Genomic DNA, 21,624 nt, shown 5'->3' with positions numbered 1-21,624 from the left:
TATCCATGCGCCTGCATCGCAACTTCGGTGGTCGTACGCATATCTCGTAAAGCGCTCATACCCGGTATCAAAGCCCTGATGAAGTTGGCGTGATCTTTAGAGTTTGTCGTGTGACCAACAGGACGATCTGTGTTCCGGACCAGGCCATTTCAACCAAATCCCAAACGTATTCGCCCGCGTCCGCCGTTACCGAAAAACGTACTGGATTGACCCAAGGTTCTGCCAGCGACATGTCAACAGTCTTCCCCGGGAAATGCGGAATACCGGGGTTTCTGAACCGAATTTGAGCTGTACCTTGGACTGGGCTTGGCAATTTGGTAAGCATGGCGCTATAATCTATGCCGATGGTATGAAATTGACCGACTTGTCCTGCCGGAATGGTTCCGTTGGTGGTTTGATCTACCTGGTACTTCAGAGATACGACCTTTATGCCAACAACCAGTGGCTGATCGCTCTCCGTACCCTGGGCGATCTTGAACGTGTCTCCTGAACTGCCTGAAAGCGTTGCTTTCAGGCCCAGATCTTTGAGGTCCTCGACAGAAAGATCAGCTGACACCCCAGTGGCAAGTGTCACGTCTATCTCTTTTGCTAGGATCACCTCGTACAGAATCAACCCTGCCGCAGCGGTGGAGTAAAGATCCTCAATCTGGGCATAAGAGATACCGCCAAACTCGATCGATGTTATCTGGTTGGCCGAGACGCCGAAGATACCGGATGCCCAGTTCTTGATCTGGCCGCTGAGACCGGCCTTGAAATTTCTGGTTTGGGCGTCTGAAAGATCTTGCGGACCAGCACCTTCGATCACTTTACCCAAAGGGCTGCCTTCGGGACCGATGCCGCTGACCCAACTGCGCCCAGGGGTATAGAGTGCGAGAGACCTTGGGGCTTCGAGAATCTCATACCCGAACGCCTTAATCGTGTCGCCATTTGCCGACAGGGGCATCCCGAAAAGGCCGTATGCCAACACCAGAGAGATGCGTACTATTTTTTCGATCATCTCAGGACTGCACTCTCAAGCCAGTGGACAAGTTCAGGCCGGTCTTCGGCACGCTGGATGTTCCAAAACGCCTCGAGCGCCTCTTCGCCGCGACCACCGCTGCGAAAATCTCCGTTCTTAATCAACTCGCTAAACATCTCCCCACTCATCTGCTTGTCGAAAAAACGACGTTCCCCATCCGGATAGGCGACCACGATGATCGGCACCTGTTTGAGGCCCCAGCCCCTGATCAGATTCACGTCATCGGCTGACAAACTGTTGGGTGCATCACGGATTCTAAGATACTCCCAGTAATCGGTAGATCGGCGAAAGTTCGGCATGCGTTTGAGACGGTCATATTTCGATTGCGCCAACAATTCATCATAGCCAGCTGAAGTCTGAATTTTGCGATACAAAAAATGTCGCGCAATGATGTCTGCGAATTCCGGGTATTTGGTCAGATCGTCGCTACCGGGCGATGCAACATAATATAGATTTGGTCGCTCAGACACGGAAGGTTCAAGGTCTGGCCTCTCATTTAGGCACCCAGTAAGAAAAATCACGACACCTAGACTCAGAACAATACGTAACATGTCGCCTCCATACGTCTGTTGCCGAATACCTTATGGCCTGCTCCCCCTAGGTCAACAAAGTTTTTCCCTTGGCTTCCAGGTATGGCGAATATAACTGCAGAACCGCAGCATTTGCGCCCTCGATAAGAACGACCGTTTTCGACAAGGCCTTCGTAAAGCGGACCTTGGCTCTTGCGTATCGAATTGGTGCTTTGTCCGCGTTGCTGATCTCGGCCTACCGGGCTATGCCGCAGAATGCCATGGATGGCCGGTTCCGGAAAGCTGCATCGCAGCGATAGCCCACCCAGCGAATGTCCGGAGAGGGCCGATACCGGTCGGGACCGGGCAGGGTGTCGAACGGCGGCTCTGGGCCGGTCGCGCTAGGGGCCAGCGGGGTTCGCTCCGACTTTGCAAAGTCCGTTTCCTGTGCATCGCGGACGTTCCTGCAGAGTTCAGCGCTGGTGTGCTTCCTTCCATCTCGCGTTCAACAGTCCGTAATCAGGGACTCAGTACAGGGGAAGGCTGAAGAACCTTGGACGTAGCCTTGGTTCGTCTCAGAGCGGACTGACAGTCTTCCCACCAAAATTGGCTGGGATAAAACAGTGTCCAATTCGAGCCTCCGCAGCCAACTTAGAATTACTAAGCAATATCAGTGACTTGCCTCGCTTCTCCGCGAGTGGTCGTCGCTGCCCCCGCCTGCCAAAGAACTTCGCCTCCTGTCGCGAGATGCAGCAGGGCCGCAAGCGCGCCGTGCAGCTATATGCTCAAGCCGCCATCCGCCTCGGGTGTCAGAACGATCCGCTCGACCAGGCCGCGCAGGGCGTCCATCGCCTCCTCCATGCCGTCCGTGTCACCAAGCCCCCGGATCAGCGCCCCGACCCGCTCCCGGTAGGTCACGGCCATTGCAGGATGGTACCGGAGAGGGGAGGGGCGGTTGTGCTCGCCGGTTCCGCCTCGCGATCCTTGCGTCGGTCGTCGGTCGTCGAGCGCGATCATCCGATCCATCACCTGCTCTTCGGGCACGCCCGCCACGATCGCCTCCACCAGTTTGCCGTGATCGGACTTCACGCGCGCGAGCTCCTGTTCTAGGGCGTTTCGCCCCGCCCGGGAGGCGGCCTAAAGCCGGTTGCGTTCCGCGGCGTATTCCCGGCAGAACTCCTCGACGAGGCTCGGATCCGTCAGATGATTCTCCAGGGCAGTCAGCACGGGTGTCGTTGGACAAAACAGCTGGTGACCGCAGTCCCCCTTTCCCCAGACACACCTATCCTGCGGCCACGGTCATCGGAATGTCGAGAGCCGCGAAGCGGCTCATGACCGCCGCGCGAATCTGGACCTCTGCCACTTGGCGGTCGAAGTCCAGTGACATTGGCCGCTGGCCGAGCTGCTTCACGCAGTTCATTTTCGTTTCGACCCGGCTGCGACGGTGGTACCCGCTCCAGTTCCGCCCAAGCGCCTTGCTCAGGTGCTTTGACGCCCTCAGGATTTCGTTGCGCGCCCGGGCTCTGGCAGTGTCCGGCTTACATAACCTGGTGGTCCGCCTAGGTGACAAAAGCACCGTTCGCGCGAATTGATATGTCGACTTTCTTGTTTGAATACGAGCTTAGCTGTGCGCTTGCGTGATTGTATTTTTCTACTGCCATGGGTCGGGGTTGGTACTCTATACGTAACCTCTAACCCGAAAAGCTGTGAGCGACTACTATCTACATCTGATCAGGCGGTGTTGGAGGAGATTGCATTCAATACTATGAAGGAGCGGCCTACGGAATTAGATTTTTTAGGACTTGATTCGGATGCATCTGATTTATTCTTCTTGAACATTCGAAGCACTAGCAGAGAGCTGACCGAAAATCAAACCATCGACCATCCAGTCGATCTTGCAGCACTATTTCTATATGCTGATATAAACGGGTACAGGTATATGTTTGCTTTCGATGATTGTGGGCAGCTACTCAGCAAGGCTAACAGAAGCGGCTTTGACATAGATATTACTCCGGAGGAAGATTCATGAGGGCGGTGTTGCGCAAAGAGCGTAAAGCCTGGAGCTCCCCTTTCCTCAGAAGCATTTACCTCATGGGTCGGTGACAGGTATGCCGAGCGCGGTGTAGCCGTTGAGGACGTCAGCGCGGGTCTGGAGTTCGGCAACCTGGCGATCGAAGTCATGTGCCATGAGGCTCCGCCCCAGTAAATTCACGCAATGCATCTTTGTCTCGGCGCGGCTAGGACGGTGGTATCCGCTCCACTTTCGAAGCCGTGAATCATGATGTTCGCGCGAAATCAATGGATCCTGACCCTAGTTCTTGTTCGAGCGAACTGAAATTCATCCCGTCGGTTCTGGCCGGGATAAAACAGTGTTCAATTCGAGCCTCCGCAACCAACTTCCGAATTCGTAGTACGACGCACGACGCCGATAGCGCTCGGGCGCCGCTTTGCGTTTCCAGATCCCGTGAAAACGTCGTGGACGTAAGAGGGTCCGAAGGATTGGCAGGACCGGAGACACGTGGGCGAGGATGCATCCACCGAGCAGCCGATCACGCGGCTACGGAGTAGAGGCGCGCTTATCGGCGGGATCAACCGCTCGATGAAGGGTGCGACGATGCTGGCGACCGGTCGGCGAGGGCCCTCTCCCCTGCTCGTTTTCCGGGTCCACTTCTAAGTGCCTGGTGGCCACCGCCTACTCGGGATCGCCAGCGCCTCTACGCTGGTCGCAACGATGCACGTGTTGCCTGAGCTGACCGTCTAATGCTCTGCCAATCCGGAGAACCCGGCGGCACCGTGCCGAACGCCGGTCTCCGGGAAAGTCGCAGCCCGCTCCGTCGGTCCCGGCCGGCTACTTCAGGTGCCGCTCGAGGAAGGCGATCATCTTGGTGTAGGCGAAGCGCGTCTGGGGCAGGCCCTCGTTGTCCCAGCCATGTGCAGCGCCGGGCAGGGTGACGAGCTCGACATCCTTGTTTCCGTCGATGAGCTTTTCCATGACTGCGATCGTGTCCGAGTAGAGAACGACCTCGTCTTTCGTTCCGTGGACGATCATCAGTGGATCTTCGAGCGTATCCACCTGCCAGTAGGCCGATTGGGCCTCGAAGCGGGCGGGAAAATCCGTTCCGTGATGCGGCCCCATGATCCATTCCTGTTCAGGATAGGCATGGAAGACGTTGGTGGCCGGAGCGCCGGCGATGCCGCAGGCATAGGTGCCCGGCTTCTTCGCCAGCGACATCATGGCCATCAGCCCGCCGTAGCTGGAGCCCCAGATGCCGACGCGTGTCTCGTCCACGAGGCCGCGCTCCACCAGCGAGGCGACGCAATCGGCGATGTCGTCGATGTCCTGCGCGCCGTAGCTGTGGAGCATCGGGGCATTCCAGTCCCGGCCGCGACCGAAGCTGCCCCGGATCTCGGGCTGAACCACGATGAAGCCCCGTGCCGACAGGACCTGGTCGAGGCCCCATGAGGGATGCGCGGCGCGGCCGCCCCACTGGTTCAGCAGCGCGTCGGAGTAGTTGGAGCCGACGACGAGGGGATAGCGGCGGGCGGGATCGTGATCCGCGGGCAGGGTGATGCGCGCCATCAGCTCCGCCCCGTCGATCCGGCTGGTATACGGCAGATACGTGACGGAGGCCCATGGCAGGCCGTCGAAACCGTCCTGCGGGGAATGCGTGAGCCGGACGGCCTCGCCCTCCGGCAGCGGCTGCATGAAGAGCTCGTGCGGGGCCGCGTCGTTGGAATAGAGGTCGGCCGCCTTGCTGAAATCGGGGGCGTAGGTCGGCACGTGCAGGCCGGGGGCGCTGGTCACAGGGGTGAGCGCGCCGTTCTCGAGCCGCATGATCTGCCGCTCCGCCGGATGCGCGGCGTTGCTCGTCAGGTAGATCGCGCCATCCGGGGCAACGGCGAAGTCCTCGACTTCCCATTCCCCGGAGGTCAGCGGCTCCAGCTCCGCGCCGGGGGCGGCCAGGCGGTGCAGGTGGTTGAAGCCGCGCGGGGCGTCGGTGGTCAAAAGAAGCGTGCCGCCCGGGGCATAGGCGCAGCGCCAGTCGGGCCGGATCTTGACCGGGTCGTGCGCGGTGTAGGCTTCGGTCCGCGTGCCGCCCGCGATATCGAAGGTGTAGATCGTGTGGTGCTTGATCGACAGGTCGCTGGAGGACACCATGAGCGTCGCCCCGTCCGGCGAGATGCCGTAGTCCCAGATCGCATCTTCGTTGTCGGCCCTGTCGAACCAGGCTGGGGCGCCTCCCGCCACGGGGATCACGGCAAGGCGGCGCTCGGTCAGCGCGTCCCCGGGGAAGGCGCGGGTGTGATGATCCACGCGGGCCTCGCCGCCGGCATCGTAGGCGATCTCGATCCGGCGCACCTTGCGGTCATCGGCCTGCACCGCGGCGATCGTCCGGCCGTCTGGCGCGAAGGCGAAGCTCTCGATGTAGAGAAGCGGTTCGGCCCCCAGAAGGAGGGTCGGCGCTGCATCGGCTGCACCGAGAGCGTAAAGGGCCCCATCCGACACGAAGGCCACGGTCCTGCCGTCCGGGCTGCGCGCGAGATTCGAGATGTTTGCAAGGTCCGCGGCGACAGGGCGGAGGGTGCCGCCCTCGACCCTGTAGAGCTTGCCGGCCAGGATCACGAGCGGGGTGCCGTCCGCCGCAAGCAGGGCCTCGGAGAGGCCGGCCGGCGTATCTTCATCTGTGATATCGGTCAGTCGCGTCAGCTCGCCATCGGACCAGGACCAGAGATCCCGGGCGCGCGCCCCCTTGTCGCTCCACAGGAAGGTCAGCGTCCGGCTGTCCTCTGACCAGCTCGCTCCGATGGGCTTGGTGCCGATCACGCTCGGCTCGGAATAGAAGGCGTCGATGGTCATGGAAGTCATGGGTCGTCCTGCTTGTTCGAGCGCACGCGTTCCGCGCGATTAACCTTGCGATGCGGGCCTTGGGCCCGCCGCTCCCCCGACAGGGGGACGCGTCTCACGCGGCGGCGAGGTCCGTTTTGTAGATCGCGCCGTCCTTCATGATCAGTCGCAGGTTCTTCTCGGGCTCGGCGATGATCGCCATGTCCTCCAGCGGGTTGCCGTCGACCACCAGGATGTCGGCAATGGCTCCGGGCGCGATGACGCCAAGTTCGCCCTCTTTCTGCACGATCTCGGCGTTCACCGAAGTCGCGGATCTGAGCACGTCCACCGGGCGCTGGACGCGGGCGCGGATGGTGAACTCCTGAAGTTGCGCGAACTCCATCTCTCCCATCAGGTCCGTCCCGAAGCCGAGCCGGACGCCGGCATCGCTCGCCAGCCCCAGCATCTTCAGCCCGGACTCGTTCACGTAGTTCAGCTTCTCCATCACGTAGGGCGAGAGGCCAAGCTCCTGCCCATGCTCGGCCGTGACTTCGTAGGCGACGAGCGTCGGAACGATGAAGGCGTTCGCGTCCGCCACCATCTTCGCCGTCTCTGCGTCGATCAGGTTGGCGTGTTCGATGGTCCGCACGCCGGCGCGGATCGAGTGTGCGATCGCCTTGCTCTCGTAGGCATGGGCGCAGACGTACTTGCCGCGCACCTCCGCCTCCTCGACGACCGCGCGGATTTCCCCTTCGCTGTACTGGATCTGGTCGATGGCATCGGTGGGGGAGCCGACACCGCCGGACGCCAGGACCTTGATGTGGTCGGCGCCCTTGCGCAACTCGTTGCGGACATGGCTGCGCAGCGCCTGCTCGCCTTCCACGATATGGCAATCGAAGTTGAAGGCGGAGGCGTTCACGTCGATGTCGAGGCTGTCGTCGGTGAGGCTGCGGTGATCCCCGTGGCCCCCGATCTGGGACAGGCCGGGGCCGCCGACGAAGAGGCGCGGCCCCGGAATGAAGCCCTTCGCGACGCCGTTCCGGATGCCCACATCGCCTCCCGCCACGTCCCGCACGGAGGTGAAACCGCGATCCAGCATCTTGCGGATCCGGGGCACGGCGCGGGCGGTCATCTCGGTCACCGCGATGTCGCGATTGCGCTCGGCGACGAGGTTGATCGCGAAGACATGGGCGTGGCAATCGATCAGGCCCGGCATCAGCGTGCGGCCCTTGAGATCATAGGTGACGCCCTCGCTCGAGGTCAGACGCTCGGTCGTCACCTCCTTGATGCGCCCATCCTCGACGACGACGGAGACCCCTTCACGAAGCTCGTCCGATACACCGTCGAAAAGGGTAGCGTTGATAAAGAGCGTGGTGGTCATGTCCGGCCTTTCGGATTGGCGTCTGAGGCGCAGGCGGGGCCTACGTGACCGAGGCTTAGTCGATAGGCGGATGCCGTGTAAAGTTGCTTGATCAAACTATCACAATCAGCGTCCGGAGTTTCGCGGTGCACGCCTATGGTAATCAAGAATACCATAAACACCTGATGTAAATAGCCTTGTGCGGGGTGTCCGAACGGGTGGGGTGCAGCCAATTATCTACGCGGATCGTCCCCTCACGCGCCATGGCCTTCCCGGACCCCACGGGAAGGGCGGATGATGTCGCTTGACAAAAATTCAGGGACAAACCTAGGTTCGAGGTGTCTTGATCAAATGCGCACATCTTCTGCGGTGAGGGATCATTTCCTGCCGCCGAAGCTCAGAATAACGCGTTCAACAGGAAGCGCCGGTAGCGGCGGAAAGGACACCACCTTGAAGAGAAACCTTCTCGCCACCACGATGTTCGGAGCCCTGGCTCTGCAACTCGCGCTTCCCGCGTCCGAGGCCGCGGCCGATCCCGAGACCGGCGGCACCCTTCGCATCCTCGGCACCGCCGAGGTCGACCGGTTCGATACAGTGCCGCCCGCGACCGCCGTGACCGGCAACTTCTTCCGGGCGGTCCAGCGCCAGCTCGTCAGCTTCAAGGCGTCCGACGATCCGGACGAACAGATCCAGCCCTTCGGTGACCTCGCGACCGAGATCCCGACGCCGACGGATGACGGCCTGACCTACACCTTCACGCTGCGTGACGGCGCCAACTGGGACGCGCCGGACGGCGCCCGCCAGATCACCTCCGCCGATGTGGCGCGCGGGTTCAAGCGGATGTGCAACCCCTCTCTTCCCTCTCCCTCCATCAGCTTCTTCGACGGACTGATCGAGGGCGTGACCGAGTTCTGCGAGGGCTTTGCGGACATCGAGCCGACGCCCGAGGCGATGAAGGACTACATCGAGGGAAATGACATCGCCGGGATCGAGACCCCGTCCGATGATACCGTGATCTTCCGCCTCACCGAGGCCGCGAACGACTTCATCTACCTGCTGACGCTGGTCCCCGCGTCCCCGGCGCCGATCGAGGTCCTGGACTACCTGCCCGACAGCCCGGATTACCGCGAGAACTACATCGCTTCCGGTCCCTACACGGTCGAAAGTTACGTGCCCGACAGCGTCGTGCATCTCGTGCGCAACCCCGCATGGGAGGCCGAGAGCGATCCGCTTCGCAACGCCTATGTCGACGAGATCGACGTGATCGCGGGTGTGCAGGCCGATGCGGCCATGCAGCAACTCCAGTCCGGCGATGGCGACATGCTGTACGACATTCCCGTCCCGCCCGTGACCGTGCAGATGCTGAACATGCAAGGCGACGACAAGATCTCCGCCGTGGCGCAGGGCTCGTCCAAGATGGTCTGGATCAACACCGTTTCGGACAACAACGACGGGGCGCTGCGCAACCTCAAGGTCCGCGAGGCACTGGCCTACGCGATCGACCGGGCCGCCGTGGTCCAGCAGTTCGGGGGCGAGGAATTCGCCTCGCCGCTTCACGGCATCATGCCGTCCGGCGTCGTCGGACATCACGAGTTCAACCTCTTCCCGACCCCGGACGACAAGGGCGATCCCGAGAAATCCAAGGCGCTTCTCGCCGAGGCGGGCTACCCGGACGGGCTGACGCTCAAGATGCCGTTCCGCAACCTCGGCTCGGATCCCGCGGTGGCCCAGGTCATCCAGGCGTCGCTCCAGGAGGCCGGTTTCACGATCGAACTGATCCCGACGCCGGCGTCGGACTTCTACGCCCGCCTGATCACGAATTTCGAGAACGCCCAGAACGGCGTCTGGGACCTCGTTCCCTCTGGCTGGTCCCCCGATTGGCCGGGTGGCGCGGCGCGCTCGATCTACACGCCGCAATACACCTATGACGGCACCCACGGCACCTTCAACTTCTCGGATTACAACAATCCCGAGGCCACCGAACTGGCCGAGCAGGCGCTCGTGACCACCGATCTCGAGGAAAGCCGCGAGCTCTGGGAAGAGGTGGACGAGATGGTCACGGCGGACGTGCCGACCATCCCGCTCGTCTCGCTCCAGACGGTCATGTACCACGGCGAGGACGTCGAGAATTTCCTGCCCTACGCCGCCGGCGGGCAGGGGGACTGGACCAACGTCTGGCTCGATCGCTGATCCGCACAGGACCAACCTGAATACTGGCCAGCCTCCCTCGCGGGGGGTTGGCCGCACCATTTCTGCGAAGGCCTCACATGCCCGTTCTCGAGGTTCGTAACCTTTCGATCGACATTCCCACCGGGGACGGTGAGCTCCATGCCGTTCGCGATGTCTCCTTCTCCGTCGAGGCCGAGGAGATGTTCGGCATCGTCGGCGAAAGCGGGTCCGGCAAGAGCGTCCTGTCGCAGTCGATCATGGGGCTCCTGCCGAACACCGCCCGGCGCGGCAGCATCCTGTTCGAGGGCCGCGATCTCGTGACCCTGCCGGAGCGGCAGATGAGGCGGCTCCGCGGCGACCGGATCGCGATGATCTCGCAGGACCCTCTCTCGGCGCTGCACCCCTACTTCTCCGTCGGCCAGCAGATATGCGAGGCGATCCTCGCGCACCGCTCCCTGACCCGGGCGGAGGCGCTGAAGGAGGCTGTGGACGTGCTCGGTCTCGTCGGCATCCGGGAGCCCGAAGCGCGGGTCCACGACTACCCGCACCAGTTCTCGGGCGGCATGCGGCAGCGCGTGATGATCGCCATGGCCGTCGCCCTGAAACCTGCCCTCCTGATCGCGGACGAGCCGACCACGGCGCTCGACGTGACCATCCAGGCGCAGATCATCGAGATGATCGACGAGATGCGGAGGGAGCTCGGCACCGCCGTGATCATGGTCACGCACGATCTCGCCCTTCTCTCCAGCATCGCCGACAACGCCATGGTGATGTACGCGGGCAACCGGATGGAGACGGGGACGGGCGCCGCCGTCCTCGGCCACCCCGATCATCCCTATACCCAAGGCCTGCTCGCCTCGTCCCCGGCGCATGACACGGCGACCGGGCGGCTCAGCTCGATCCCCGGCCAGCCGCCCAGCCTTCTGGAATCCCCGGCCGGCTGCGTCTTCGCCCCGCGCTGCGCCGCCGTGATGGACAGGTGCCGGGCCGAACGCCCGCCGCTGCGGCACGGGCGCGGCTCGGACTACCTCTGCTGGGTCGAGGGCGGCCTGTCCGGGACGCAAGAAACGCCCGCAGCGAAATCGGTCCGTCCGGCAGGGCTTGCCGCCGCGCCCGAGCCCGAGCCGGTGATCGACGTCGCGGACCTGCGGCTCACCTACCACTCGGGCTCCTTCTTCGGCAAAGCCAAGACGACCGAAGTCCTGAAGGGCGTAAACCTGACGCTGAGGCGCGGCGAAACGCTCGGCATCGTGGGCGAAAGCGGCTGCGGGAAATCCTCCCTCGCGCGGATCATCGCGGGGCTCCACGCCCCGAGCGGGGGCCGCGTCTCGATCCTCGGTCGCGACATGGCTGAGTTCGGACCGGACGATTGGCGCAGTCTCCGGCAGAACGTCCAGATGGTGTTCCAGGACCCCTTCGGCTCGCTCAATCCACGCCGCCGCGTCGGCGCGATCATCGGCGATCCGTTCCGCATCCACGGCGTCTGCGCCGGGGAGGAGCGCAAGGCCCGCGTGCGGGATCTGATGGACCTCGTCGGCCTCAATCCCGAGCACTACAACCGCTTTCCGTCGGAGTTCTCGGGCGGCCAGCGTCAGCGCATCGGCATCGCGCGGGCGCTCGCGCTGCAACCCAAGATCGTGATTTTCGACGAGCCGGTCTCCGCCCTCGACGTGTCGATCCAGGCCCAGATCCTGAACCTGATCCAGGACCTCCAGATCGAGCGGGATCTGTCCTACCTCTTCATTTCCCACGACCTCTCGGTCGTACGCCACGTCAGCGACCGGCTCATGGTGATGAATGCCGGCGAAGTGGTCGAGGAAGGCACGACCGCCGAGATCTACGAACGCCCCCGCCACCCCTACACAAGGCAGCTCCTCGAGGCCGCCATGGTCGGGGCGCGCGCTCCGGCGTCGATGCAGGAGGCAAGCGCATGAGCGATATCGTCCAACGCGGCTCCTTCGAGCTGACCCTGCGCCGGGTCCTGTCCGACAGGGCGGGCATGCTGTCCCTCGCCTTCATCGTGGTGCTCGCGCTCTTTGCCATCGGGGCGGACGCCATCGCGTATGTCGTCGGCCATTCCCCGGTCGAGCAGTTCAGGGATACGGGGCTGACGCCGCAGGGCCTTCCGGTGCCGCCGAGCCCGGAATTCCTGATGGGCACCGACCAGCTCGGGCGCGACGTCCTCGTCCGCCTCGCATACGGCGCGCGCGTCTCGCTCCTGATCGGCGTCATCGCCTCCCTGCTGGCGGCCTGCATCGGCGTGACGGTCGGCGTCCTCGCCGGCTATTTCGGCGGCTGGGTGGATGTCGTCCTTGGGCGCATGATGGACTTCGTTATGTCCATACCGGTCCTCCTGTGCATGCTCTCCCTCGTATCGGTCTTCGGAACCAGCATTCCCCTCTCGGTCTCCGTCATCGTGTTCTTCAGCTGGACGATCATGGGGCGGGTCATCCGCGGTCAGGTCATGTCCCTGAGAGAACGGGAATTCGTCATGGCGAGCCGGACGCTGGGCGCGGGGCACCTGTCGATCATGGTGATCGACATCCTGCCCAACCTCAGCGTTCCGATCATCATCTACACCACGATGATGATCCCGACCTCGATCATCTTCGAATCCACGCTGTCTTTCCTCGGTCTCGGGATCGTGCCGCCCGCGCCGAGCTGGGGCGGGATGCTGTCCGAGGCCGCGAACAACTCGATCTACATGTTCGCGTGGTGGCTGATCCTGTTCCCGAGCGTGATCCTCCTTCTGACGACACTGTCCTTCAACATCCTCGGGGACACGCTGCGCGACGCGCTCGATCCGAAGGCCAATTTCCGGCCGGTGAAGATGCGCTGGCGGATCTGGCCCAAGCGGTCCCGGCCGAAGGGAGACGCGAAATGATCGGTTTTCTCGCCAAGCGCGTCGGGTTCGCTGCCCTCGTCCTGTTCCTCCTGTCGGCCTTCATCTTCCTTTTGTTCTTCGTCGCGCCGGGCGACCCCGCGCGGCTCGTCGCCGGGGAGCGGGCCTCGGACGCGCAGGTGCAGCAGGTGCGGGAGAATCTCGGCCTCGGGAAGCCGGTTCTCGCGCAGTATGGCGACTTCGTCATGCGCTCGCTTTCGGGGGATCTGGGCTTCTCCTATCGCAACCAGCAGCCTGTCCTGACCCTGATCCAGCAGCGCATGCCGGCCACGATCTCCCTGTGCGCGGGGGCCGTCGTGATGTGGCTTCTGCTCGGCATCCCGATCGGGATCATGTCGGCGCGCAAGCCCGGCAGCCTGCGGGATCGACTGGGCCAGGTGTTCATCCTCGTCGGCGTCAGCTTCCCGTCCTTCGTGCTCGGCATGGCCGCGCTCTACTGCCTCTATTTCCTGCCCCGCCAGGCGGGGTTCACGCTGTTTCCGGCCGGCAGCTACAAGCCGATCAGCGACGGCGTGCTGGACTGGGCGTGGCACCTGGTCCTGCCATGGCTCTCCCTCGCGCTGACCTCTGCCGCGATCTATGCCCGGCTCACCCGTGGGCAGATGCTCGAGGTCCTGGGGGAAGACTACATCCGGACGGCGCGCGCGAAGGGCCTGAAGGAGCGGGTCGTCGTCTTCAAGCATGGCCTGCGCGCCGTGCTGACGCCGCTTACGACGCAGCTCGGCGCCGATGTCGCGGTCCTGCTCGGCGGCGCCATCGTCACCGAACAGGTCTTCGGGCTTCAGGGGATCGGCTCGCTCGCGGTGCAGGCGGTAAACAGCCAGGATCGGCCGGTCATCATCGGCATCGTGCTCCTGGCCGGCTTCTTCATCGTCGTGGCGAACATCGTCGTCGATCTGCTCTACGTCGCCCTCGATCCGCGGGTCAGGACCGGCGCTGCCTGAGGTCGCGCCCCGCGATCAGCCTTCCACGGCGAAGAACTGCTCGAAGCCGCACGCGTCCCGCACCATGTCGATCAGGTTCAGCACCACGGGGCTGCGCGTCGTCCGGGGGTGGACCACGACGTAATCGAGCGGCTCGGGCGTGGCGCCCGTGTTGATCCGCGCCAGCACCGCGTCGAAGGGGGCCGTGTCGAGGATGAAGTCCGGCAGGACGGAAATGCCGTAGCCGGAGGCGACGAAGGCGAGGAGGGGCAGCAGGCCCTCGGTCACCGTCACCTTGTCCGCCTCCGCCCCGACGAAGGCACGGGAGACGACCTGATCGAAGAGCATGTTTTCCTGCACGATGAGGGGCATGCGCGCGAGGTCGGTGCGCGTCAGCGGGCCCCCCTCGTCGAACGCGCCCCGCGCCGCGCAGAAGGACGTGGCCAGCGTCGCCACCTTGCTGACCGCGAATTCCTGCGGGAAGAGCGCCGAGGGCACGACGGCCATGTCGAGTTCGTTCTGCGACAGAAGCTGCCGCAACTGGGGCGCCGAACCCACACGCAGATCCAGCTCGAGCTTCGGGAAATGGGCGCGGGCGGTGCGCAGGAAGCCGGGCACCCAGCTGAAGGACGACAGCTCCGTCACGCCGATGGACACCCGCCGGGCGATCATCTCGGGCGACGTCAGCCGGGCGAGAAAGTCCTCAGCGCCCTCCAGGATCCCGGCGGCCTGCGCGCAGGCATCCTGCCCTTGCCGCGACAGGGTCGGAATGCGGGTCGTCCGGTCGAAGAGAGCGGCGCCGGTCACGGCTTCCAGTTCCTGTATGCGACGGGTTATGGTAGACTGGGACGTCTCGAGCTGCCGGGCCGCGGCCTCGAAACTGCCGAGCCGGCCGATCCAGTAGAGCGCCTCCAGTTGCTTCAGCGTGACCACGGGGATGACCTCGTTTCAGGATTCGGCGGGCGTCGGGATCGCGCTGCCGATTTCGAAAACGCTTGCATAAAGCGGGATAAAAGCACACGGAAAATTGCGTGTTGCGGGATAGACGGTGTTTGAATTACCCTCTGGGGCATGCGCGGCGGCCGAGCTGGAGGAGCCATGCCGCTGTCGTCTTCAGGGAGGAATAATAACCAATGAAACGCAGAACACTTCTCGCCGGTGCGGCGCTCGGAGCGGGCGCCATGACCCTCGGTGCCCCGGCAATCGCCCAGGGCAAGCGCGTTCTGAAGCTGGTCGGAACGTTCCCGCGCGGCTTTCCGGGCCTTGGCCAGGCGCCCGAGAAGATCGCAAAGCTCATGACCGATGCGACCGACGGCACCCTGACGGTCGAGTATTTCGGCGGCGGCGAGCTCGTCCCGCCCTATGCCGTGAACGACGCCGTTTCCAGCGGCGCGGCCGAGATGGGCCACAGCGCTCCCTACTTTGCCGCGGGCAAGATCCCGGCAACCATGTACTACACCAACATGCCGTACGGGCTGTCGGCCAGCGAGCTGGGCGGGTGGATCCGCTACGGTGGCGGTCAGGAACTGTGGGACGAGACCTACGCCCCGTTCAACCTCAAGCCCTTCTGGGCGGGCAGCTCCATGGCGCAGGCTGGCGGCTGGTTCAAGCGACCCATCGAATCCCTCGACGACATGCAGGGCCTCAAGATGCGCATCGCCGGCCTCGGCGGCGAGATCATGCAGAAGGTCGGTGTCTCCTCGGTCAACCTGCCGCCGAGCGAGATCTTTCCGGCGCTGCAATCCGGCGTGGTCGACGCGGCGGAGTTCGTCGGTCCCTGGAACGACGTCGCGCTCGGCCTCGCGAAGGTCGCGCCCTACTACTACATGCCGGCCCCCCACGAGACGGGCGCCGGCCTCGAGACGATTTTCCGGATGGATGTCTGGGAGGAGTTCACTCCCGCCCAGAAGGTCATCGCGGAATCCATCGTCTCTGCGGTGGCCGATGAGACGACAACGGCCTTCGCCTACAACAACGCCGTTGCGCTCGAGCAGCTCATGGCGGACGGCGTGACGCCCACGGTCTTCCCCGACGACGTGGTCGATGCTCTCGGCAAGGCATCCGTCGAAGTGCTGGAAGCCTATCCCGGCGACGACGAGATGTCCCAGAAGATCCACGGGCCCTACGTCGAGTTCATCAAGCAGGCCACGCAATGCGGCAAGCTGCTCGAAGGGCAGATGTACTCCGACCGCGCCCGCGCCTGGGGCATCTGAGCCTACGCGATCCGGCCGGCGGGACGCTCCGCGCGTCTCGCCGATCCTCCCAGAAGGGCACCGCCATGAAACTTGCCGCCATCATCGATGCGGTGACCGACCGGATCGGGCGCGTCGTGTGCTGGTCCATCCTCCTTATGGTCCTGCTGCAATTCGCCGTGGTCGTCGCACGCTACGTCTTCTCGACGTCGATGCTCTTCGGCATTCCGGCCGTGTGGCTGCAGGAGGGCATCGTCTACCTGCATGGCATCGCGATCCTTCTGGGCACGTCCTATTCCATGCTGTGGAACCGCAACGTGCGGGTCGACATCCTCTATGACCGCGCGAGCCCTCGCGTGCAGGATCTGACGGAGCTCTTCGGCAACCTTCTGTTCGTGCTGCCCCTGTGCATCGTGATCGCCTGGGCCTCCCTGCCGAACATCACGATGGCCTGGGCCGTGAAGGAAGGTTCGATCGAGCCGAACGGCATCCCGCTGCGTTACCTGCTCAAGGCGCTTATCTTCGGCTTCTGCGCCCTCGTTTCCCTCCAGGCGATCTCGAGCATCATCCGCGCGGGCGCCCGCCTCGCCGGGCGCTCCACGGCGCCGATCTACCGCACGGATACTTCGCTGTGAGCGCCATCATTCCCTATCTCGACCTGCTGATGTTCCCGGTGGCCATCGTGATGCTGCTTCGGGGCTTCCCCGTCGCCTTCACGCTCGCCGGCGTCGGGCTTCTGTTCTCCGTGCTCGGGGTCGTCTTCGAGGTCGGCTATTTCGCGACCGGCGACCTCTCCTTCCTCCGCGCGCTCTTCGGGCGGATCTACGGCCTGATGGACGAGACGAACGAGGTGCTGGTTGCCGTGCCGCTCTTCGTCTTCATGGGGGTCACGCTGGAGCGCAGCGGCGTCGCCGCGGATCTTCTGAGTTCCATGGCGAAGATCTTCGGCAGGATGCCCGGCGGGCTCGGCATCTCGGTCGCCATCGTCGGAATGCTGCTGGCGGCCTCCACCGGCATCGTCGGGGCGACGGTCGTGACCATGGGCCTGATCTCCCTGCCGACGATGATGAAGGCGAAGTACGACACGCGCCTGTCCACCGGGATCATCGCCGCCTCGGGCACGCTGGGGCAGATCATCCCGCCGTCGCTCGTCCTGATCATCCTCGGCGACGTGCTCTCCAACTCCTATATCACCGCGCGCCGCAGCGTCGGCGACTGGGCGCCCGATCCCGTCTCCGTCGGCGACATCTTCGCCGGCGCGCTGGTGCCGGGACTGATCCTTGTCGGCGTCTACGTGCTCTACATCCTCACCGTCGCGCTCATCTTCCCCAAGCGCGCGCCGAGCGTGATGGACGAAGGCGAGAAGGTGGAGCTGGGCCCGGTCCTTCTGCTCCTCGTTCCGCCGCTTCTTCTCATCATCGCCGTGCTCGGCTCCATCCTGTTCGGCGTCGCGACCCCCACCGAGGCCGCATCCATCGGGTCCATCGGGGCAATCCTCCTCGCCGGGCAGCGGCTGTCGGACAAGTCCTCCCTGCCGCAGATCGTCGCGCTCGCCGGCGCCGTGGTCGTCGTTCTCTTCGTTCTGTACACCGACCTGCGCCTGACGCGGACCACGATCACCACGCGCGATACCGTCAACGTTGCCCTCGTCTCGCTGGCGCTCCTCGCCTTCGTCTGGGGCAGTGCCGTCAGTCTCTGGCGGATCTGGGTGGCGAAGGCGGATGACGGGCCGTCCACCTTGGGCTCCATCCTGCGCGCCTCGCTGCACATGTCGGTCATGGTCTTCGCGATCTATATCGGCGCACAGGTCTTCAACCTCGCGTTCCGGGGCCTCGGCGGAGAGCAGACGGTCAACGAGTTCTTCAGCGGCCTGCCGGGCGGTCCGTGGATCGCACTCGCCAGCATGCTGGCGATCATGTTCCTCCTCGGGTTCTTCCTCGACTTCCTGGAGATCGTCTTCGTGGTCACGCCGATCATGGCCCCGGTGCTCTTCTCCTTCAGCGCCGCCGACGGATCGGTCCTCTTCCACCCCGTCTGGGTCGCCGTGGTCATGGGGCTGAACCTGCAGACCAGCTTCCTCACGCCGCCCTTCGGGTTCGCGCTGTTCTATCTCCGGGCGGTCGCGCCGAGGGAGGTCACGACGGGCGCGATCTATCGCGGCATCGTCCCCTTCGTCGCGATCCAGATCGTGATCCTCGGCGTCGTTCTCTTCTGGCCGGGAATCGCGACGTGGTTGCCGGCGTTTCTGGCGGGCTGACGGCCCGCACACCCTTCTCAGGAGCCGTTTGGCATGAAAACGCCCCGCTTCCGTTCGGAGATCGTCAGGGACGGGACGATCCGAAGCACCTCGCGCAGCTTCCTCTACGCACTCGGTCTCGATGACGACGATATCGCGGCGCCGCATGTCGCCGTGATCCACACCGGCGGGGACATGAGCCCCTGCAACACCACGCTCCGCGACCAGGCCCAGCATGCCAAGACCGGCGTCTTCGCGGCGGGCGGGACGCCCCACGAATGCCCTGTCGTCTCCGTGTCGGACGGCCTCAGCGTGGCGCATTCGGGGATGCGGTTCTCCCTGATCTCCCGCGAGCTGATCGCGGACAGCGTCGAGGCGACGGTGCGCGGGCATCAGTGGGACGGGATCCTCGGGATCGGCGGCTGCGACAAGAACATGCCCGGCCTGATGATGGGGATGGTTCGCTGCAACGTGCCCTCGCTCTTCCTCTACGGCGGCTCGTCCCTGCCCGGTCAGATCGACGGCAAGGACGTCAATATCGTCGACACCTACGAGACCATCGGACAGGTGCTCGCCGGCGAGGCGACCGAGGAGGAGCTGGACCGGATGACCCGCAGCTGCCTGCCGACCGCCGGCGCCTGTGCGGGGCAGTTCACCGCGAACACGATGGGAATGGTCTCCGAGATCCTCGGGCTCGCTCTTCTGGGGTCTTCCATGGTGCCGGCCGTCTATGCCGCACGCGCGCCGCTCGCGCGGAGGGCGGGAAAGGTCCTGATGGCGGCCGTGCAGGGGGATGCGCCGCTGCCGCGGGACCTCGTGACACGCCAGTCGCTCGAAAATGCCTGCGCCGTGGTCGCGGCCACCGGCGGCTCCACCAACGCCGCGCTCCACATTCCCGCCATCGCCCACGAGGCGGGGATCGCGTTCCACCTCGATGACGTGGCCGAGGTCTTTTCCCGCACGCCGCTCATCGCCGATCTCAAGCCCGGCGGCCGCTTCCTCGCGCGGGACGTCTTCTACGCCGGCGGCGCCCCGGTGATCTTCAAGGCGCTGCTCGACGGCGGTTACCTCCACGGGGACTGCCTCTCGATCACCGGGCGGACCATGGCCGAGGAGCTGGCGGAGACCCCATCCCCCGATGGCGAAGTCGTCCGCCCGACCTCCGCCGCCATCGCCCCCACCGGCGGGGTCGTCGTGCTGAAAGGCAACCTCGCGCCGGACGGCGCGCTCCTGAAGGTCGCCGGTCTGAAGAAGCTGACCCATCAAGGCCCGGCCCGCGTCTTCGAATGCGAGGAGGACTGTCTCGCGGCGATCCGGACGATGGACTACGACGAAGGCGACGTCATCGTGATCCGCAACGAGGGTCCGCGCGGCGGACCGGGCATGCGGGAGATGCTCGGCATCACGGCGCTGATCTACGGGCAGGGCAGGGGGGAGAAGGTCGCGCTGATCACGGATGGCCGCTTCTCCGGCGCGACTCGCGGCATGTGCATCGGCTACATCTGCCCGGAAGCCGCGGCGGACGGGCCGATCGGTCTTCTGCAGGAGGGGGACATCGTCCGCATCGACGCGACGGCCGGGATCTGCACGATGGAGATGGACGTGGACGAGGGCACCCTGACCCGGCGCCGAGAGACCCGTACGCCGCGCGAGGGCATGGCGCGGGGCGGCCTTCTGGAGAAGTACGCGGCGACTGTCGGCTCGGCGGACAAGGGGGCCGTGACCCATAGCGGCGGCGTCATCTGGGAGAAGGATCCCACCTCGTGATCGGCTTCGTCGGACTGGGCGACATGGGGCTGCCGATGGCCTCGCGCCTTCTTGCGGAGGGCCACGAGGTCATCGCCTGGAACCGCTCGCCGGGCCCGCTGTCGGCTCTGGAGGAGAAGGGGGCCGTCGCCGCCGCGGATCCGGCCGAGGTGATGTCCCGGGCGGAGCTCGTCGGTCTCTGCCTCTCATCCCACGACACGGTCGAAACGGTTGCCTTCGGCCCCAGCGGTCTCTTTTCCGCAACGGACATCACCGCCCGCGCCGTCGCCGATTTCTCGACCGGCTCCGCCGAGGCTGCCCGGAGGTTCGCGGACCGTGCGGAGGACAAGGGCGTTGCATGGGTCGACGCCCCCGTCAGCGGCGGTGTCCCGGCGGCGGAGAGCGGCGAGCTGATCGTCTTCGCCGGCGGGACGGCCGAGGGTGTAGGGATGCTTGCGCCTCTCTTCGAGGCCGTCGCCGCGCGCGTCACGCATGTTGGCCCCTCCGGCGCGGGCCAGGTGATGAAGATCTGCAACCAGATGATCGCCGCCACGAACGTGGTGGCCATCGCCGAGGCCACCGCATTCGCCCGCAAGGCGGGGGTGGATGTGGACACCCTGGCATCGGCGCTCGCCGGCGGCTTCGCCGATTCCGCTCCGCTGCGCATCTTCGGCCCGCGCATGGCGGCGCAGTCCTTCAGCCCGCGTCTCGGGGCGATTTCCCTCATGCGCAAGGATACCGGGCTGGTGCAGGCGCTCGCCGCCGAGATCGGCGCCGAGGTCCCACTCACCGATGCCGCGCGCCGGGTGTACGACCGCGCCGGAGATCATCCCGATATCGATTTCAACAGCGACCTCTCCGCCCTCGTGCGGCTCTACGAGGACGCTCTGACACAGACGGACGAGGACGCAGGCGCATGACCCGAACAGCAGTGATCACAGGCGGCGCGTCCGGCATCGGGCTGGCCTGCACGCGCCACTTCCTGCGCGAGGGCTGGAATGTCGCGCTGAGCTATTATCTCGAGGACGAGAAGGCGGGCGCCGACGCGTTGGTGGAGGAGGCGCCGGACGGCAGGGCCGTCGCGCTTCGCTCCGATGTGACCAAGGATGACGAGTGCCGTGCGCTTGCCGCCCTCGCCGCGGAGACCTTCGGCGGGATCGACGCCCTGGTGTCCTCGGCCGGCGCGACGCGAATGGTGCCTCATCACGACCTCGACGGTCTGTCCATGGACGACTTCATGATGACGACGGCGGTCAATACCGCCGGGCCCTTCCAGATCGTGCGCGCCTGCGCCGAGGCGCTGAAGGCTGGAGAGGGCGGCAGTGTCGTGATCGTCTCGTCCTACGGTGCGATCTGGGGCACCGGGTCCTCCATCGCCTATGCCGCGTCCAAGGGCGCGACGAACACGCTCACCATGTCCCTCGCGCGGGTGCTGGCGCCGAAGGTTCGCGTCAATGCGGTCTGCCCGGCCCTGATCTCCGGCGGTTTCGTCGAGCGTATGGACAAGGGGATCTTCGATGCCCGCGTCGAGCTTCAGGAGCGCCGCGCGCCGCTGCAGCTCGTCGGCCGGCCGGAGGACGTGGCGGCGGATGTCTACTGGCTGAGCACAGGCGCCCGCCTGATCACGGGAACGGTCCTCTCGCTGGACAGCGGCCTGCATCTCAACGGCGACAGCTGACGGGCGATCCACTCGGAGTCCGGGGCCGCAAGGGCGACGAGGGGTACCGGTCCCGATCACCGCCGA

The 21,624-nt window shown here is 64.7% G+C and carries 17 protein-coding genes and 2 pseudogenes; 11 read left to right on the top strand and 8 right to left on the bottom strand.

What is annotated here, in order from left to right; genetic code table 11:
* Positions 1–67: 67 nt before the first annotated feature.
* The 4 genes and pseudogenes from RM543_RS17610 to RM543_RS17595 all read right to left on the bottom strand — a co-directional run.
* Positions 68–997, bottom strand: a complete 930-nt coding sequence (locus RM543_RS17610; protein ID WP_311694073.1) for a hypothetical protein — start codon at positions 995–997, stop codon at positions 68–70.
* Positions 994–1,569: a hypothetical protein gene (locus tag RM543_RS17605; RefSeq protein WP_311694071.1), complete on the bottom strand. Its 576-nt coding sequence runs from the start codon at positions 1,567–1,569 to the stop codon at positions 994–996. Before RM543_RS17605 ends, RM543_RS17610 begins: the two co-directional genes overlap by 4 nt.
* Positions 1,570–2,304: 735 nt before the next feature.
* Positions 2,305–2,616 (bottom strand): hypothetical protein, encoded by a 312-nt coding sequence (locus tag RM543_RS17600; protein ID WP_311694069.1) that lies wholly within the window; start codon positions 2,614–2,616, stop codon positions 2,305–2,307.
* A gap of 193 nt (positions 2,617–2,809) precedes the next feature.
* A pseudogene (locus RM543_RS17595) lies at positions 2,810–3,073 on the bottom strand (IS5/IS1182 family transposase); the annotation flags it as partial.
* 192 nt (positions 3,074–3,265) lie between these two features.
* On the opposite strand from RM543_RS17595, the gene RM543_RS17590 reads away from it, so the two are divergent.
* Positions 3,266–3,556 (top strand): hypothetical protein, encoded by a 291-nt coding sequence (locus tag RM543_RS17590; protein ID WP_311694067.1) that lies wholly within the window; start codon positions 3,266–3,268, stop codon positions 3,554–3,556.
* A 60-nt stretch (positions 3,557–3,616) separates the two neighbouring features.
* Here RM543_RS17590 and RM543_RS17585 read toward each other — a convergent pair.
* The 3 genes and pseudogenes from RM543_RS17585 to RM543_RS17575 form a co-directional block, all read right to left on the bottom strand.
* A pseudogene (locus RM543_RS17585) lies at positions 3,617–3,793 on the bottom strand (IS5/IS1182 family transposase); the annotation flags it as partial.
* Positions 3,794–4,375: 582 nt separating this feature from the next.
* Positions 4,376–6,394 carry a S9 family peptidase gene (locus tag RM543_RS17580; RefSeq protein WP_311694065.1) on the bottom strand — a complete coding sequence of 673 codons (2,019 nt, stop codon included), beginning with the start codon at positions 6,392–6,394 and terminating at the stop codon, positions 4,376–4,378.
* A 94-nt stretch (positions 6,395–6,488) separates the two neighbouring features.
* On the bottom strand, positions 6,489–7,733 hold the full coding sequence (locus RM543_RS17575; RefSeq protein WP_311694063.1) for a metal-dependent hydrolase family protein: 1,245 nt from the start codon (positions 7,731–7,733) through the stop codon (positions 6,489–6,491).
* A 429-nt stretch (positions 7,734–8,162) separates the two neighbouring features.
* Here RM543_RS17575 and RM543_RS17570 point away from each other — a divergent pair, with 429 nt between their 5' ends.
* From RM543_RS17570 to RM543_RS17555, 4 genes are all read left to right on the top strand, one after another.
* The gene (locus tag RM543_RS17570; RefSeq protein WP_311694061.1) at positions 8,163–9,902 is read left to right on the top strand and encodes an ABC transporter substrate-binding protein; all 1,740 of its coding nucleotides are present in this window, start codon (positions 8,163–8,165) and stop codon (positions 9,900–9,902) included.
* Between the two features lie 77 nt (positions 9,903–9,979).
* Positions 9,980–11,815, top strand: a complete 1,836-nt coding sequence (locus RM543_RS17565; protein WP_311694059.1) for an ABC transporter ATP-binding protein — start codon at positions 9,980–9,982, stop codon at positions 11,813–11,815.
* Positions 11,812–12,765, top strand: coding sequence for an ABC transporter permease (locus RM543_RS17560; RefSeq protein ID WP_311694057.1), 954 nt, complete (start codon positions 11,812–11,814; stop codon positions 12,763–12,765). Before RM543_RS17565 ends, RM543_RS17560 begins: the two co-directional genes overlap by 4 nt.
* Positions 12,762–13,727: an ABC transporter permease gene (locus tag RM543_RS17555; protein ID WP_311694055.1), complete on the top strand. Its 966-nt coding sequence runs from the start codon at positions 12,762–12,764 to the stop codon at positions 13,725–13,727. Before RM543_RS17560 ends, RM543_RS17555 begins: the two co-directional genes overlap by 4 nt.
* A gap of 15 nt (positions 13,728–13,742) precedes the next feature.
* On the opposite strand, the gene RM543_RS17550 is transcribed toward RM543_RS17555, so the two are convergent.
* Entirely contained in the window at positions 13,743–14,639 is an 897-nt protein-coding gene (locus RM543_RS17550; protein ID WP_311694053.1) for a LysR family transcriptional regulator, read from the bottom strand.
* Between the two features lie 200 nt (positions 14,640–14,839).
* Between RM543_RS17550 and RM543_RS17545 the strand changes: the two genes are divergently transcribed.
* The 6 genes from RM543_RS17545 to RM543_RS17520 all read left to right on the top strand — a co-directional run bounded on the left by RM543_RS17545 (position 14,840) and on the right by RM543_RS17520 (position 21,558).
* Entirely contained in the window at positions 14,840–15,919 is a 1,080-nt protein-coding gene (locus RM543_RS17545) for a TRAP transporter substrate-binding protein (RefSeq protein WP_311694051.1), read from the top strand.
* Positions 15,920–15,984: 65 nt separating this feature from the next.
* Complete coding sequence (locus RM543_RS17540; protein WP_311694049.1) at positions 15,985–16,533, top strand: TRAP transporter small permease subunit; 549 nt, start codon at positions 15,985–15,987, stop codon at positions 16,531–16,533.
* Positions 16,530–18,155 (top strand): TRAP transporter large permease, encoded by a 1,626-nt coding sequence (locus RM543_RS17535; protein WP_311694047.1) that lies wholly within the window; start codon positions 16,530–16,532, stop codon positions 18,153–18,155. The genes RM543_RS17540 and RM543_RS17535 overlap by 4 nt, the downstream gene beginning before the upstream one ends.
* A 33-nt stretch (positions 18,156–18,188) precedes the next feature.
* Positions 18,189–19,901 (top strand): dihydroxy-acid dehydratase, encoded by a 1,713-nt coding sequence (locus tag RM543_RS17530; protein ID WP_311694045.1) that lies wholly within the window; start codon positions 18,189–18,191, stop codon positions 19,899–19,901.
* Complete coding sequence (locus RM543_RS17525) at positions 19,898–20,800, top strand: NAD(P)-dependent oxidoreductase (protein WP_311694043.1); 903 nt, start codon at positions 19,898–19,900, stop codon at positions 20,798–20,800. The genes RM543_RS17530 and RM543_RS17525 overlap by 4 nt, the downstream gene beginning before the upstream one ends.
* On the top strand, positions 20,797–21,558 hold the full coding sequence (locus RM543_RS17520; RefSeq protein WP_311694041.1) for an SDR family NAD(P)-dependent oxidoreductase: 762 nt from the start codon (positions 20,797–20,799) through the stop codon (positions 21,556–21,558). Before RM543_RS17525 ends, RM543_RS17520 begins: the two co-directional genes overlap by 4 nt.
* Positions 21,559–21,624 lie beyond the last annotated feature (66 nt).

Source organism: Tropicimonas omnivorans (assembly GCF_031846565.1).
GTDB lineage: Bacteria > Pseudomonadota > Alphaproteobacteria > Rhodobacterales > Rhodobacteraceae > Tropicimonas_B > Tropicimonas_B omnivorans.
The sequence above is the reverse complement of the archived record's forward strand: the minus strand, read 5'-3'. Positions and strand labels throughout refer to the sequence as shown.

Excerpts from the sequence above, each read along its gene's own strand:
- RM543_RS17610 (WP_311694073.1), bottom strand. The coding sequence starts at position 997 with ATGATCGAAAAAATAGTACGCATCTCTCTGGTGTTGGCATACGGCCTT.
- RM543_RS17605 (WP_311694071.1), bottom strand. The coding sequence starts at position 1,569 with ATGTTACGTATTGTTCTGAGTCTAGGTGTCGTGATTTTTCTTACTGGG.
- RM543_RS17580 (WP_311694065.1), bottom strand. The coding sequence starts at position 6,394 with ATGACTTCCATGACCATCGACGCCTTCTATTCCGAGCCGAGCGTGATC.
- RM543_RS17575 (WP_311694063.1), bottom strand. The coding sequence starts at position 7,733 with ATGACCACCACGCTCTTTATCAACGCTACCCTTTTCGACGGTGTATCG.
- RM543_RS17565 (WP_311694059.1), top strand. The coding sequence starts at position 9,980 with ATGCCCGTTCTCGAGGTTCGTAACCTTTCGATCGACATTCCCACCGGG.
- RM543_RS17560 (WP_311694057.1), top strand. The coding sequence starts at position 11,812 with ATGAGCGATATCGTCCAACGCGGCTCCTTCGAGCTGACCCTGCGCCGG.
- RM543_RS17555 (WP_311694055.1), top strand. The coding sequence starts at position 12,762 with ATGATCGGTTTTCTCGCCAAGCGCGTCGGGTTCGCTGCCCTCGTCCTG.
- RM543_RS17545 (WP_311694051.1), top strand. The coding sequence starts at position 14,840 with ATGAAACGCAGAACACTTCTCGCCGGTGCGGCGCTCGGAGCGGGCGCC.
- RM543_RS17540 (WP_311694049.1), top strand. The coding sequence starts at position 15,985 with ATGAAACTTGCCGCCATCATCGATGCGGTGACCGACCGGATCGGGCGC.
- RM543_RS17530 (WP_311694045.1), top strand. The coding sequence starts at position 18,189 with ATGAAAACGCCCCGCTTCCGTTCGGAGATCGTCAGGGACGGGACGATC.
- RM543_RS17520 (WP_311694041.1), top strand. The coding sequence starts at position 20,797 with ATGACCCGAACAGCAGTGATCACAGGCGGCGCGTCCGGCATCGGGCTG.